The sequence below is a fragment of the Enterococcus sp. GPZ-007 genome (assembly GCF_059374735.1).
Map to the genome: position 1 here is coordinate 1 of NZ_JCAFYN010000039.1, position 13,221 is coordinate 13,221.

General features: G+C 41.1%; 14 protein-coding genes. 6 read left to right on the plus strand and 8 right to left on the minus strand.

Annotation, left to right across the window (positions count from 1 at the left end; all coding sequences use genetic code 11):
* Window positions 1-114 precede the first annotated feature (114 nt).
* Window positions 115-1,194 (minus strand): glycosyltransferase family 1 protein, encoded by a 1,080-nt coding sequence (locus AC4J95_RS16415; protein ID WP_494550779.1) that lies wholly within the window; start codon window positions 1,192-1,194, stop codon window positions 115-117.
* Window positions 1,195-1,350: 156 nt separating this feature from the next.
* Entirely contained in the window at window positions 1,351-1,800 is a 450-nt protein-coding gene (locus tag AC4J95_RS16420) for a MerR family transcriptional regulator (RefSeq protein WP_494550780.1), read from the minus strand.
* Between the two features lie 82 nt (window positions 1,801-1,882).
* On the opposite strand from AC4J95_RS16420, the gene AC4J95_RS16425 reads away from it, so the two are divergent.
* The 4 genes from AC4J95_RS16425 (at window position 1,883) to AC4J95_RS16440 (ending at window position 6,279) form a co-directional block, all read left to right on the plus strand.
* On the plus strand, window positions 1,883-2,614 hold the full coding sequence (locus tag AC4J95_RS16425; protein ID WP_494550781.1) for an SDR family oxidoreductase: 732 nt from the start codon (window positions 1,883-1,885) through the stop codon (window positions 2,612-2,614).
* A 114-nt stretch (window positions 2,615-2,728) separates the two neighbouring features.
* Complete coding sequence (locus tag AC4J95_RS16430) at window positions 2,729-4,126, plus strand: TrkH family potassium uptake protein (protein WP_494550782.1); 1,398 nt, start codon at window positions 2,729-2,731, stop codon at window positions 4,124-4,126.
* Between the two features lie 121 nt (window positions 4,127-4,247).
* Window positions 4,248-5,600: a MurT ligase domain-containing protein gene (locus AC4J95_RS16435; protein WP_494550783.1), complete on the plus strand. Its 1,353-nt coding sequence runs from the start codon at window positions 4,248-4,250 to the stop codon at window positions 5,598-5,600.
* Complete coding sequence (locus tag AC4J95_RS16440) at window positions 5,593-6,279, plus strand: type 1 glutamine amidotransferase (protein WP_494550784.1); 687 nt, start codon at window positions 5,593-5,595, stop codon at window positions 6,277-6,279. Before AC4J95_RS16435 ends, AC4J95_RS16440 begins: the two co-directional genes overlap by 8 nt.
* Before the next feature lie 254 nt (window positions 6,280-6,533).
* Here the strand turns inward: AC4J95_RS16440 and manA are convergent, their stop codons facing one another.
* The 3 genes from manA to AC4J95_RS16455 form a co-directional block, all read right to left on the minus strand.
* A complete protein-coding gene (gene manA / locus AC4J95_RS16445; RefSeq protein WP_494550785.1) occupies window positions 6,534-7,484 on the minus strand; it encodes a mannose-6-phosphate isomerase, class I in 951 nt (316 codons plus the stop codon).
* A gap of 25 nt (window positions 7,485-7,509) precedes the next feature.
* Window positions 7,510-8,541: a serine hydrolase domain-containing protein gene (locus AC4J95_RS16450; protein WP_494550786.1), complete on the minus strand. Its 1,032-nt coding sequence runs from the start codon at window positions 8,539-8,541 to the stop codon at window positions 7,510-7,512.
* 205 nt (window positions 8,542-8,746) lie between these two features.
* Window positions 8,747-9,568: a VOC family protein gene (locus AC4J95_RS16455; RefSeq protein WP_494550787.1), complete on the minus strand. Its 822-nt coding sequence runs from the start codon at window positions 9,566-9,568 to the stop codon at window positions 8,747-8,749.
* Window positions 9,569-9,870: 302 nt separating this feature from the next.
* On the opposite strand from AC4J95_RS16455, the gene AC4J95_RS16460 reads away from it, so the two are divergent.
* Window positions 9,871-10,179, plus strand: coding sequence for a rhodanese-like domain-containing protein (locus AC4J95_RS16460; protein ID WP_494550788.1), 309 nt, complete (start codon window positions 9,871-9,873; stop codon window positions 10,177-10,179).
* Window positions 10,180-10,280: 101 nt separating this feature from the next.
* Complete coding sequence (locus tag AC4J95_RS16465) at window positions 10,281-10,901, plus strand: FMN-dependent NADH-azoreductase (protein WP_494550789.1); 621 nt, start codon at window positions 10,281-10,283, stop codon at window positions 10,899-10,901.
* Between the two features lie 130 nt (window positions 10,902-11,031).
* Here AC4J95_RS16465 and tnpA read toward each other — a convergent pair whose 3' ends face one another.
* The 3 genes from tnpA to AC4J95_RS16480 form a co-directional block, all read right to left on the minus strand.
* Complete coding sequence (tnpA, locus tag AC4J95_RS16470) at window positions 11,032-11,505, minus strand: IS200/IS605 family transposase (RefSeq protein ID WP_494550790.1); 474 nt, start codon at window positions 11,503-11,505, stop codon at window positions 11,032-11,034.
* Between the two features lie 150 nt (window positions 11,506-11,655).
* Window positions 11,656-12,825 (minus strand): AI-2E family transporter, encoded by a 1,170-nt coding sequence (locus tag AC4J95_RS16475; protein ID WP_494550791.1) that lies wholly within the window; start codon window positions 12,823-12,825, stop codon window positions 11,656-11,658.
* A gap of 12 nt (window positions 12,826-12,837) precedes the next feature.
* Window positions 12,838-13,182 (minus strand): PTS glucitol/sorbitol transporter subunit IIA, encoded by a 345-nt coding sequence (locus tag AC4J95_RS16480; protein WP_494550792.1) that lies wholly within the window; start codon window positions 13,180-13,182, stop codon window positions 12,838-12,840.
* Window positions 13,183-13,221 lie beyond the last annotated feature (39 nt).

A 13,221-nucleotide genomic window follows, 5' to 3' on the forward strand; every position in this document is an offset into this window, starting at 1 on the left:
AAAAAATTTTCAGGTACTTTTTTTCGCTTACTATCGATTGATCCATGACAAATAAGCCGCAAGAGAATACGGCTTTTTTTCATCAAAGAAGACGCTCATGCTAACGCAGAAGCCTTATTTTCGTTTATTCCTTTTCCGGTTCTTCGGTTTTAGGCCGGCTTCTTTCAGCAAACTATCTTTATAATCTTTGTCTTTTTGTTTTTTACTCTTGGACTTGGCATAATAGTTTGACCCTAAACTTTGAGGCTTGGAACGTGTCTTTGATTTTTTGGCAGGCGGTTCTTTAGCTGCGGACGCAGGAGATTCTTGGCTTGTGGCAGTGACTGACCCAGTATCAGTCGGTGTTTGTTGCATTGTGGCGATTGATTTCTCGGGCGCACTAACGGTATCCGGCAGCTTTCTCTCTTCAGGCATTTGGCTAGATGGCTCTACTAGCGAGAAGCCTTTCGGCAGAAGCAGCTTCACTAGCTCCAGCTTTACTTCATCATTCAACATATCAACATCGATATCTTCAGACAGCAGCGGGGCTTGGGCTGGCTGGCCGACGCGAAGCGGGGCAGTCTCCTCCACGATCTCGCCTTTTCGCACCGCAATCTGACGGGTACAATTGTCCTTCTCAGCATTCACCAGCTCAGCGAAACGACGTACGCCGTCCTTTTTGAAAATCGTCAAAAGGGTCATTAATTTTAGAACAGTATATATCTTCTGATTGGAGGAATAAGGATCGGCTCCTCGCAGACTCCATGTATGGAGCTTGCCATTGCCATCTTTAAAAAACGAGAGCACTTTATACTGTTCTCCCGCCAACTCTTCAATCGGTGTTGTTTTTGAAAATAGCTGCCGCTTATATTCATAGAGCTGATCGTCATATAGATGATATTCCTTGTTGTTCTTATACAATCGTGCGATAACTCGCTTCCATTCGCCGCCGGAAAAATAGCTGTGAAAAAGCGGGGCAAAAAGACGCAGCACCTCCGTTGGTTCCGTCAACAGCAGAATGTCGCGAATGAGTTCTTTACAAAAGAAGGAGAAGGCATCGCCAACACAAAGGGCATTTTTGACTAACAACGCTACCAGATATTCCACAACAGCATTCGCATCGTGGGATTCTTCGTAAAAACGTTGGAGGGATTCTTCCAATTTTTTTGGTCCTGTGATGAATAAGGTTCTTTGATTCAATCCTTTAGTTGGCATATTTTCTCTCTTCTTTCTAAAATTATTTTAACCGCTTCCATTTTTGGCATCATGCGATTTCCTGTAATTTAATAGTAATACTTATTTAACAAAAAAATAAGTCTAGTTTTTTTTAAAAAAATAAACTAAATGAAACAAGTCTGAATCACCTAGGATTCAGACTTGTTTACTAGCTAAATATTCTTGATGCCATTTATCGTCAACCCGCCGTGTCCCTTCTTTAAAGAAGATTTTTTCTGTTCCTGCTTCATTGGCGGTTTGATAATACCATTTTTTCCAGCGTAGGAAATCGAGTTGTGCCTGTAGCTCATGGATTTTTTTCTCTAAAGCCGCCTCTTGCTCCACCATGAAGGCATAGCGCTGCGGCAAGGTTTTGTCTCCTTTGACGCACCAATCCATAAATTTTGCGATCTCTTTAACAGCGATACCGGATCGTTTCAGACAATCGATGACTTCAATATAGCCAAGATCATCTTCTTTAAACTCTCTGCGCCCCGCCTGATTTTTCTCAACAAACGGCAGCAGTCCCGCCTTGTCATAATACCTCAATGTGTCCTGGGAGATACCGTACATCTCCGTAATATCACCGATCAAAAATTTTTTCATTTTTTTTAACTTCCTTCTTGACTTGGAGTTAACTCCAGGTAGTAGAGTAAGTGTATCATAAATTTGAAAGAAGGCAATTTATATGGAAAAATCATTAGTCGTAATTACAGGTGCCAGCTCTGGTTTTGGTGCGGAGATCGCCAAACTTTTTAACCAAGCAGGCAATCCATTACTATTGTTGGGACGTCGCGTAGAAAAAATCGAAGCTCTACCGCTAAACTTTGACAATGTCATGATCGAAAAAGTTGATGTGACCGATTACCAAGCGTTTGCAGCAAGCATTAAAAAGGCAGAGGCCGCTTATGGACCAGTTGATCTATTAGTCAACAATGCCGGCGTGATGCTATTAGGAAATGTCTTGAAGCAAGATCCAGCAGAATGGCAAACAATGATGAACACCAACGTGATGGGTGTCTTGAACGGGATGCAAATCGTACTGCCTGGAATGACCGAACGTAAACATGGAACAGTCATCAACATGTCTTCACTTGCTGGTAAGAAGACCTTCACCAACCACGCAGCCTATGTTGCTTCAAAATTTGGTGTACATGGCTTGAGTGAAACAATTCGCGAAGAAGTTTCTGGTTCGAATGTCCGCGTGTCATTAGTGGCTCCCGGCGCTGCTGAAACGGAATTATTGACCCATGTAACGGATCAAGGTGCTTTGACTGACTATCAAGCATGGAAAGAAAGCATGGGGGGAATCACCCTTAACCCCGTACATGTCGCTGAAACGGTTAAATTTATCTATGATATGCCGCAAGAGGTCAATATTCGCGAGATTGACATTGCTGCAACAGCACAAGACAACTAATCGACAAAATACCAATCTTCCCCACTCCTGCCAAATCGGTGGGAGTTTTTTTGATAGAAGCGTGCTATACTGTCTCTGTTGTAAAAAATTTAGAACAGATTTAAGGAGTTTCCCATGAATTTCGATCGACGGGTCAGTTTTCTCAAAAAAAGCTGGCAAAAAGTAAATAATCGTTTTTCTTCAATCCAGATCATCGTTTCCTATTATTTGGCTATGACGATCCTCTCATTGATTTTATTTAGTTTGCCGATTTTTCGGGAACCAGGTTCCCATGTCTCATTTCTTGATATGGTTTTTATGGCGATTTCAACGATTTCAGTCACTGGATTGACCACCTTTGATATCAACTCCGTCTTCAATGACACAGGAGTGTTGATGCTGGAAATCTTATTCCATGTTGGCGGATTAGGGATCATGATGATTACCACCTTCTTCTTTATCGTATCAAAACGTCGGATCACCCTAAAGCAACGGCAATTGATCATGACGGATATGAATCAACCGCGACTTAGCGGGATCGTTAATTTAATTCGGATTACCTTCACGATGCTGTTGGCGATCGAAGTTGTTTTTGGGATGATCTTCTCAATCTATTTCTACGTGGCAGGGTATTATCACAAAATTTCCGAAGCGATCTTTTTCGGCTTCTATCAGGCTATTTCGGCAGTAACGAACTCGGGGTTTGATGTCACAGGCGAATCAATCATCCCTTTTTCCCATGATTATTTTTTCATTATCACGATCATGGTGCTGATTTTTATCGGCGGGATCGGCTTCCCAGTTTTGATGGATTTCCATGGCTGGATCTATCATAAAAAATCCGAATCTCGCCTCCCGTTTCGTTTTAGTCTCTTTTCAAAAATCGCCCTGCTTGCTTTTTTTGTTCTATTTATTGGCGGTACAGTAGCTATTTGGCTATTAGAGAAGGACCATAACTTCGCCAATATGAATCTATTTGATCAGTGGCTAAATTCGTCCTTCTATTCCATGACAACACGCAATGCCGGTTTGCAGATTCACGATCTGAACCTATTTCAAAATACGACCTTGATCATTTTCTCCTTGCTGATGTTCATCGGCTGCTCCCCAAGTTCAGTGGGCGGCGGTATTCGAACAACGACGATCGCGATTATCGGGTTGTATCTGTACTCCTTCTTAAAAAATGAGAATGACATCAATATCTTTGGACGCAAGATTGCTCAGGAGGATGTGCGAAAATCCGTGGTGGTCTTTATGCTATCGGCTGGAATGTGTCTATTCAGTATTCTCTTTTTAACGGCAACGGAGGATCATTCCTTGATTTCGATCATCGTTGAAGTTACCTCGGCTTTCGGAACGACTGGACTTTCATTAGGCATCACGGATGATCTCTCCAATACTGGTAAAATTATGATCGCCGTTTTGATGTTTATCGGACGCATTGGCATGCTTTATACCCTGATGCTCTTTGTACCAAAAGAAACACAGGACTTAGGCTATGAATTTCCAGAAGAAAAGATTATTATTGGCTAGGAGCAGAGCTTTGCCCTAGCCTTTTTCTATAGAAAAATTAAGAATAGGAAAAGCTATTTAAACTTTTTTTTTAAATATGATAAGATGAATTAAATTTGTTTTTAGACATGGAGGATGTGTAATGGGGATACGAAGTCAACTGGCTATCTCTGCCGGCAAGACCGCCCAATGGGTATTAAAAACGTTCTTTAAAGGTGGATCCAGTTATCCTGGGCAGCTTGCTTTAAAGATGGATCCGAAGATTTTAGATACATTAGTGAAAGACTATAAAGTGGTGGTAGTCACAGGTACAAACGGAAAAACCTTAACCACTGCCCTAACCGTGAATATCTTAAAACAGGACTTTGATTATGTATTGACGAATCCAACCGGCGCCAACATGGTACAAGGTATCGTATCGACATTTTTAAATGCTAAAGGGAAAAAAGGCGATAAAAAGATCGCCGTACTAGAAATTGACGAAGCCAGCTTGAGTAAAGTCACGGAGTACATCAAGCCGGAATTATTCCTATTCACGAATATTTTCCGGGACCAGATGGACCGCTACGGTGAGATCTATACGACCTACAAATTGATCGTCGACGGCGCAGCCAAATCACCGCAGGCACCAATTTTATGCAACGGGGATTCACCAATCTTTAATTCGCTGGAAACTGTCAACCCAAGAAAATATTATGGATTCGATCATTTGCCTGATGAAGATCAGGAGGCACATTACAACACGGATGGTCTGCTATGTCCGAAATGTCAGCACATCTTAAAATACAAGATGATTACGTATGCTAATTTAGGAAAATACTATTGTCCTAACTGTGGGTTCCATCGTCCAGAGTTAGATTACAAACTAACCGAGATGAAAGCAATGGACAACAAATCTTCTGAGTTTGTGATTGATGGACAAGATTACAAGATTGAAGTCGGCGGGATGTACAATGTCTACAACGCGCTTGCTGCAACAGCGGTAGCAGAATACTATGGCGTTTCTAACGACAAGATCAAACGCGGACTTGGCTACGATGAAAAAGTGTTTGGTCGCCAAGAAGAATTTGAGATCGACGGAAAGAAATGTACCTTAGTCCTAGTGAAGAATCCAGTCGGTTTAAATCAAGTCATCGATATGATCGGTCTAGCGCCTTATCCCTTCTCATTAGTATCATTATTGAACGCGAATTACGCAGATGGCATCGACATTAGTTGGATCTGGGACGGCAATCACGAAGCCTTCGCTGAGATGGAAATTCCCGCAGTTATCGCAGGCGGAGATCGTCATGAAGACATGGCTCTTCGTCTGAAGGTAGCAGGCATTCCTGAAGATAAACTAACCGAGACAGAAAGCTTGACGGAAGTCATTGAAAAGATCAAACTATTGCCGACGGAGCATGTGTATATCCTAGCGACCTACACAGCCGTTTTACAATTACGGAAAGAACTAGCCCAAAAAGGCTATATTGATGGAGGTATGGATCGTGGCTAAATATGAATTAAACTTAGCGCATTTATACGGAAATTTATTGAACACATACGGTGATAATGGCAATCTGCTGACCTTGAACTATTATGCCAAACAAATGGGGATCGAGATTCATTCAGAGATCGTCAGCATTTATCAAGACTTCGATCCTGATAAATTCGATTTTGTTTTTATCGGCGGCGGTCAAGATTATGAGCAAGTCATCGTCTCAAAAGATATTCAAGATAAAAAAGAATCACTAACCAAATACATCGAAAACAACGGTGTGCTGTTGTCGATCTGCGGCGGCTACCAATTATTAGGTCACTACTATATCGGTGCGAATGGCGAAAAGATCGAAGGCATCGGCGCTCTGGATCACTACACCTTGAGCCAAGACAACCATCGTTTCATCGGCGACATCGAGATTCACAACGAAGAATTCGGTGAAACCTATTACGGCTTTGAAAACCACAATGGTCGGACCTTCTTGGGCGAAGGTGAACGTCCACTGGGCACGATCGTCAAAGGCAATGGCAACAACGGCGAAGATCAAGGTGAAGGCGTGATCTATAAAAACGTCTACGGTTCTTACTTCCACGGACCGATCTTAGCCCGCAACAAATCCTTGGCAGTCCGCCTGCTGTATACTGCTTTAAAAAATAAATACGGTGAAGATGTGGAATTACCGCAACTACCTTAAGCTATCTCATATTAAGGTCTTCATTTTTTGAAAACCACAAAAAAAGAGTTTTATCTTCGTTTCGCGTACCATCAAACTAAGCAGCTTGAACGATTCTTCTTTTGTAAGATTTAAAGTTCAGCCCGTACCAAAATAGAACTGGGAAAAGTTTGACTGGCAAATGAAAAATGACCATCAGCGTTGGGCTGGCGGTCATTTTTTTTGCGTAGAAAAAAGTGATCAGCTAAGAGAAGCTGACCACTTTTATTTTTCTTTTATTTCGTTCCCGGCGTTGAAGCGATAATCTTCATTTCGCCTTCGACCTTCCATTCCGCGATTTGCGCTGGCAAAATGCAGCTAGTTCCAGGTTTCATTTCATAGCTTTGACCATCAACAATCAGATTGCCGTATCCTTCTACGACAGTCACTAACGTGTAGTCGCCTTCCTTCTTCAGAGAAAGCTCTCCAACAACATCCCATTCATAAACATTGAAGAAATCCGTCTTCAAGTAAGTGATCACTGAAGAACTGCCTTTTTTGCTTTCAGATACTTCAAGCGCTGGGCTGATAGCCGGAACGGTCGTCACATCGATTGATTGTTGAATGTGCAGTTCACGAGTATTGCCTTGATCGTCTTTGCGATCGTAGTCATAAACGCGATAAGTCGTGTCTGAGCTTTGCTGCGTTTCTAAAATCATGATGCCCTTGCCGATCGCATGGATCGTACCGCTTGGCACGTAGAAGAAATCACCCTTTTTAACGGGTACATGACGCAATAGGTCATCCCAGCGTTCGTCTTCGATCATTTCCGCTAATTCTTCACGGGACTGCGCATTATGTCCATAAACAATCTCTGCACCCGGTTTTGCATTGATGATGTACCAGCATTCTGTTTTTCCTAACTCGCCTTCATGCTCCAAGCCATAGCTGTCATCTGGATGAACTTGCACAGATAGATCATCTTCAGCATCCAAAATTTTTGTCAATAATGGGAAAACGTCGCCCTCGGCATTACCAAATAATTCACGATGATCATTCCATAAATCACTGACTTTCCAGCCTTTGTATGGGCCGTTTTCTACGATGCTGACACCATGAGGATGTCCGCTGATCGCCCAATCTTCCCCGATTTTATTGTTGGGAATGTCAAAACCAAAAACGGTGTGTAATTGATCGCCACCCCAAATTTTTTCTTGAAAAACTGGTTGTAAAAATAATGGTTCCATGCTTTTTGCTCCTTTTTTAATGAATTCATTTTTGATAAATTTTTGAACGTTCATTCAAATAGCAGGCTAGAATCTCATCGCGATGCGCCACGTAACTCGCCCGATGATCTTCAGTATGAACACGATTTGACAGAAAAATGAAAGCCGATTTCTTTACGATATCCAACAGCAGGAACGTTCCTGTGTAGCCGGTATGGAAGAGCAGCGGTGCTTGATCCAAAGGACTAAACTTCAAATCCCAGCCGATTGAGCGCTTTCCCTTTCCTGTTGGTGTCTGATCATGAAGTAATTCTTGAACTGTCTTGTCATGCAAATAAATCATATCGCTAACCCGCCCAAGATTCAAATACATTTTTGCAAATTTACTTAAATCTTTCATATTTGTAAAAAGACCTGCGTTACCGGCATGCTCTGCCAGAACTCTTGCCTTGGGATCATGGGTCACACCTTTCAGTATCTTACCATCAGCCATCTTTTGAGTAGGGACGATTTTATCATACGGCGGTTGGGGTAAAAAGCTGCTATCAGACATTCCTAAAGGCTGCAGCACCTCTTCCTTGAACACCTCGATTAGGTCTCTTTGATAAAGCTCTTCAATCAGAAATCCCAATAAAATAGTGCCTGCATCCGTATACTTAACCACTTTTCCAAGATCTGTCCCCGGTTGTAAAGTTAAATATGCCGCTCGTAATTCTTCTGCATTCAGCTGGTCACGCTTGGGAATATAGGTCTGGATATCGGAGGTATGAGTCAACAGGTGACGCAAAGTGATCGTCTCGTTTTGAAAGCTAGGCAACAGCTCATGCAGTGTCTGATCCCAAGAAAGCTTGCCGTCTTCCTTCAGTTTCAGCATCACGGTTGTCGTACAGACGACCTTTGTTAAGGACGCGACATCAAAAAGAAAATCCTCCTCCATCGAAACGACAGTGGGTTCAACCTGCGCATTCCCCAGAATTTGTTCCTCATCCTCACCATTCTCAATAAAGCGGAGAACAGCACCGGGAAAAACCCCTTCTCGCTTTTTTTCTTCTATTAATCGAAGTGTTTCAAGATACATGATGGCCCTCCCCTCTGAATTTTACTTTTCTGAAAAAGTATAGCATATTTTAAAAATCAAATACTTTGAAGCATCTTAAAAATCGCCTGTTGATTGTGACTATTTTGGCGTAGAATAAAAGGAAGAGAACAGTTTAAGTTCTAAAGGAGACCTTGAAAATTACTAGTAATAAATCAAAAAGCCGCGAAATTCGCGGCTTTCTTTTCTACTTCAATACAAACCACCATTCGATACCGGCAGCATCGTAAAGGGTGATCAGTGATTTCTTTTTGTCACAGAAGTAATCCATCTCTTGGTCACTAAGATGTTCGCATAGTTCCATTAATTTGGCTTTTGAAACTTTAAATTGTAGAAAGTCTAATCCCAATACTTTATCAGTCGGCAGATCGATCGTACCGCCGGTTGCAGTTGTTAGACCTACATTAAACTCTCCACGATTCAGTAACAACTCCTCTTTGCTTTCATCATGGACCTTCAGCCCTAAAATATCCGCCAAAAACGCTTGCTGTTTACTCAGGTCGCTGACATTTAGATGAATCTTATCAAAATAAGCACCATGGATTTTTTCCTGTTTGGTCGCTTTCTTCAATAATTCAGCAAAATCCAATTCAATTGGTTCCGAAGTCGACCGTTCTTTACTAGGAGCATAGAAAATCTCAATCTCATTTCCTTCAGGATCTTCAAAAAGCAACCCCTTCTCATCATCCGCTTGTAAAGCCGATTTGACTGGATAATTTTCTTCTTGTGCTCGATAATAAACGTTCGCTAGTTCTTCTATGTTGGGTACCACTAGTGAAACCCGTTGCATTTTTTTGATTTCGCCACGATGTGCGTCTGCCCGCGGACTTTCCTCCAACCAAAGCAATTCACTGGCTGGATCTTTGTATCCTAGAATCGCCAATTCATTTTCTTCCCGCAATAAATGCAGTCCAATGATATCCCGATAGAAATGGATCAGTCTATCACGATCTCGGACACGAATAGCGATCGTTTTTAAATTCAGTTTCCCTAAATGAAAATTTCCCATTGTTCTCTTCCCTCCGTCATTCCTATTTTACCGATGCTATCTCATTCACGCAAGCAATATCCTTCTATATAAATGCGCCTTCAATAATTTCATTTGAAATGAAATTATCTTAATAAGAATTGGATGCTTTTATTCAACGCAAGAAAAATGCTTATCAACTTTTTCAAGTTCTGAAAATTTTTCGAATGATTTCTTTACATTTTGTCAAAATCCAGTAAAATATCAATGATAACACTTGTAATAAGACGATAAATATATTAAAGTTGAAATCAATATTAAGAAAGAAAAGGCTGTTGAAGAAAATGAATTATTCAGTTACTACCAAAGAATTTATGTTGCTTGCTGCTAAAGAGCCCGTGGATGTTTTAGATTTAAGAGACCCTGATTTTGATGATTCCGCTGATTTACTGGAAGGATCAAACGTTACACGTATTCCGTTAACCCAATTGCCGAATCGTTTAGGTCAACTTGACAAAGGTAAAACGTATTACCTATTTACTCAATTTGGCGGACGTTCAAAAACGATGGCGCAATTTTTACGAAGCAAAGGCTACCAAGTAGTAAATGTAATTGGTGGAACTTCTGCTTATAAACAATATCTCGCAAGTTAATCAAAAACAGACAATTTATTGGTTGTTTCGAGCAGATAAATTGTCTGTTTTTGATATATTGTGTACGATGCGTTTGTAAGTAAATTTAAGGAGTGTTAGTTTTGGCAAATGTTCTAGTAGTGAATGCCCACCCGTTAGCCGCAGAAGACTCGCAAACAGTGACTATTTTGGATACTTTTATCGAAGCACATCAAGCAAGTCATCCAGAAGATGTTTTCACCATGTTAGATTTGTATTATACAGATATCCCAGAAATCGACGGCGACCTGCTTTTAGCTTGGAAATCGCTGCAAAAGGGTACTGATTTTACTGAATTAAGCACTGTTCAACAAGAAAAAGTACGTGTTTTTAATGAGTTTACTGATCAATTTTTAGCTAGTGAAAAAATCGTTATCGCCAATGCTTTATGGAACTTGAATATTCCAACCAAATTAAAAGCATGGTTCGATACGATCAACGTCGCAGGTAAAACCTTCAAATATACTATGGAAGGTCCTACCGGCTTGATTACTGATAAGAAAGCTCTACACATTCAATCAAGTGGCGGTACATATAATGGACAAGATTTCTCAGCACAATATGTTAAGGGGATTTTGAATTTTATCGGTATCACTGATTTTGATTCTATCTACATCGAAGGTGCGGATTACGATCCGGCGAGAGCACCTGAGATCATGGCTGCGGCAAAAGAAAAAGCCAAATCATTGGCTGCACAATTTTAATCATAACCACCCGTGAAACGGGTGGTTTGCTCTTCGGCTAGAAGCCTCTCTTACCGGCCTCGGCCTAAAAGGCCCTCTGAAAGCTTCCCCCCGCACCACTTCTACTCGCTGATTCTAAAAGAATCTCGCTCTATCTCTTTTTATTTTTTGCTCCTGTAAACGGGTCTACCTCTTCGAACAACGTAAGCTGATCTGCTGAATAATCTTCTTTTATTTGTTTACGAATATACTCAGCTATCTGCTCCTTATTCCGTCCAACCGTGTCCACGTAGTACCCTCGACACCAAAATTTTCGGTTCCCATAGCGATATTTCAACTCTGCATGTCGGTCGAATATCATTAAACTACTTTTTCCCCTTAAATAGCCCATGAATTGCGAAACACTTAACTTTGGTGGAATACTTACAAGCAAATGAATATGATCTGCACAGGCATTTGCCTCAATGATCTCTACTCCTTTTCTTTCACAGAGCGTGCGAATAATCTCGCCGATACTTTCTCTGTATTTTCCGTAAATGATCTGTCTCCGATATTTTGGCGCAAACACGATGTGATACTTACATCTCCATTTACTATGTGATAAACTTTCTTTGTCCTTTTCCATAAGGACACCTCCTATCTTTGATGGTGATGCGGTCGGGAAACCAACATCAGTTTATCAATTTTGGGAGGTCTTTTTAATACCACGCTGGAAGCTCTTTTGAACCACCAGCACAGCAGGTGGTTTTCAAACATACAAAAAAACGCCTGTCGATCATTCATCGACAGGCGTTTTTTCTGTAGTTTCATCTTCGTATAAATTCGAGACACCCTTATACCATTCAAATACATGAAGTATAATCACTTTCGCTACCGCATAAAATGGAATCCCTAAAATCACACCAGCGATCCCAAAAATCTTCCCAGCTGTCAAAAGGACAAACATGATTGTCACCGGATGGATCTCTAATTGGTTCCCCAATACTAACGGTGAAACAATCCGTCCTTCGATTGTTTGCTCGATCGCAAAAACAATGATCACCTTTACCAGCATGACCGGTCCAGTAACAATCGCAATAAAGACGACCGGTACCATGGCTAAAAAGGATCCAAGATAAGGAATCAGATTCAAAAAACCAGCCATAATTCCTAGAGTGACCGCATAATTCATGCCAACCAAGGAGAACCCGATAATAAACATCACCGCTACTGCGAATGCTACAGTTAGCTGACCGCGAATATACGAAGCCAGCTGTGAATTCATTTCGGTCATGACCTTCAGCGTTGGCTTGCGTGCCTTTGTTGGTAGGAACTTAATGAAGTATGGTGCCAGCTGATCACCGTCCTTCAATAGGAAGAACAAAATGATCGGCGCTGTGATCAATGCGATCACGACTGTTGCTAGTGTAGAAACAACGCTTCCTAATCCCTGTATCGTCACACGAGAAATTTTCTGTGCCGTATCCGTTAAGGACTCTAAAATCTTCTGCAAGCTACTTTCAATATGCTGCTGAATTGGCTGGAAGGTTGGATCTTTAAAAATTTCACCCAACTTATCACTGACCGTATCAAAGTACCCCGGCAAGCTTTTCATCATTGAGCCGATCTGCTCTCTGATCTGTGGAATGATAACGACGATTCCCCAAATAAGCAAAGCAACGACTGCAATAAACAGCAGGATAATCGCAATATTTCGCGTCAATCCTTTTCTCTCCAAAAAATTAACCACAGGATTCATTAAATAATAAAGAATCCCCGCAATCACCATCGGCAGACCGACGATCGCAAAAAATTGCCCAACTGGTTCAAATAGATAGGATACCTTTGTAAAAACCAACGTGATCAACAGCAGCAATAATACAATGATCAATGCCACGACAACTTGGCTGTTTAAAAACCATTTCCAGAACCAAGATGTTTTTTGCGTTAATTTCTTTTTATCCACGCACTCACGCTCCTATTGAAATGTAATTTTCATCCCAACTTCCAATTCAGGAAGCTTTTCTGGGGTGACATAAATCGCATTGGGGATCATGCCAACTTCTTCTTGAAAGAAAACAGTCGCGTGCCCAATCTCATTTAAATTCTCATTTGCTAATGGTCCAACACCATTGATTTGATAGCTTTGATCTCCAAAAATAAGCTGTCCGCCCTTTTCTACCGCGATCAATTCGTTACCAAGCTTTTTCTGAACGATCGAAACGTCTAACAGATCAGGTGTGATATTTTCACCAAAAAGCACTAAAATATTTTCATCATTGATTGCATTTTTTCCAATTTGAGTAATTTCTGTCACTGTCATAAGTCACACTCTTTTCACATTTATTTTTCAATTATATCA

Bases quoted from the DNA above. Each gene is read 5' to 3' on its own strand.
- AC4J95_RS16460 (WP_494550788.1), top strand. From the start codon at position 9,871: ATGAATTATTCAGTTACTACCAAAGAATTTATGTTGCTTGCTGCTAAA.
- AC4J95_RS16420 (WP_494550780.1), bottom strand. From the start codon at position 1,800: ATGAAAAAATTTTTGATCGGTGATATTACGGAGATGTACGGTATCTCC.
- AC4J95_RS16435 (WP_494550783.1), top strand. From the start codon at position 4,248: ATGGGGATACGAAGTCAACTGGCTATCTCTGCCGGCAAGACCGCCCAA.
- AC4J95_RS16450 (WP_494550786.1), bottom strand. From the start codon at position 8,541: ATGTATCTTGAAACACTTCGATTAATAGAAGAAAAAAAGCGAGAAGGG.
- manA (WP_494550785.1), bottom strand. From the start codon at position 7,484: ATGGAACCATTATTTTTACAACCAGTTTTTCAAGAAAAAATTTGGGGT.
- AC4J95_RS16415 (WP_494550779.1), bottom strand. From the start codon at position 1,194: ATGCCAACTAAAGGATTGAATCAAAGAACCTTATTCATCACAGGACCA.
- tnpA (WP_494550790.1), bottom strand. From the start codon at position 11,505: ATGGAAAAGGACAAAGAAAGTTTATCACATAGTAAATGGAGATGTAAG.
- AC4J95_RS16425 (WP_494550781.1), top strand. From the start codon at position 1,883: ATGGAAAAATCATTAGTCGTAATTACAGGTGCCAGCTCTGGTTTTGGT.
- AC4J95_RS16430 (WP_494550782.1), top strand. From the start codon at position 2,729: ATGAATTTCGATCGACGGGTCAGTTTTCTCAAAAAAAGCTGGCAAAAA.
- AC4J95_RS16455 (WP_494550787.1), bottom strand. From the start codon at position 9,568: ATGGGAAATTTTCATTTAGGGAAACTGAATTTAAAAACGATCGCTATT.
- AC4J95_RS16480 (WP_494550792.1), bottom strand. From the start codon at position 13,182: ATGACAGTGACAGAAATTACTCAAATTGGAAAAAATGCAATCAATGAT.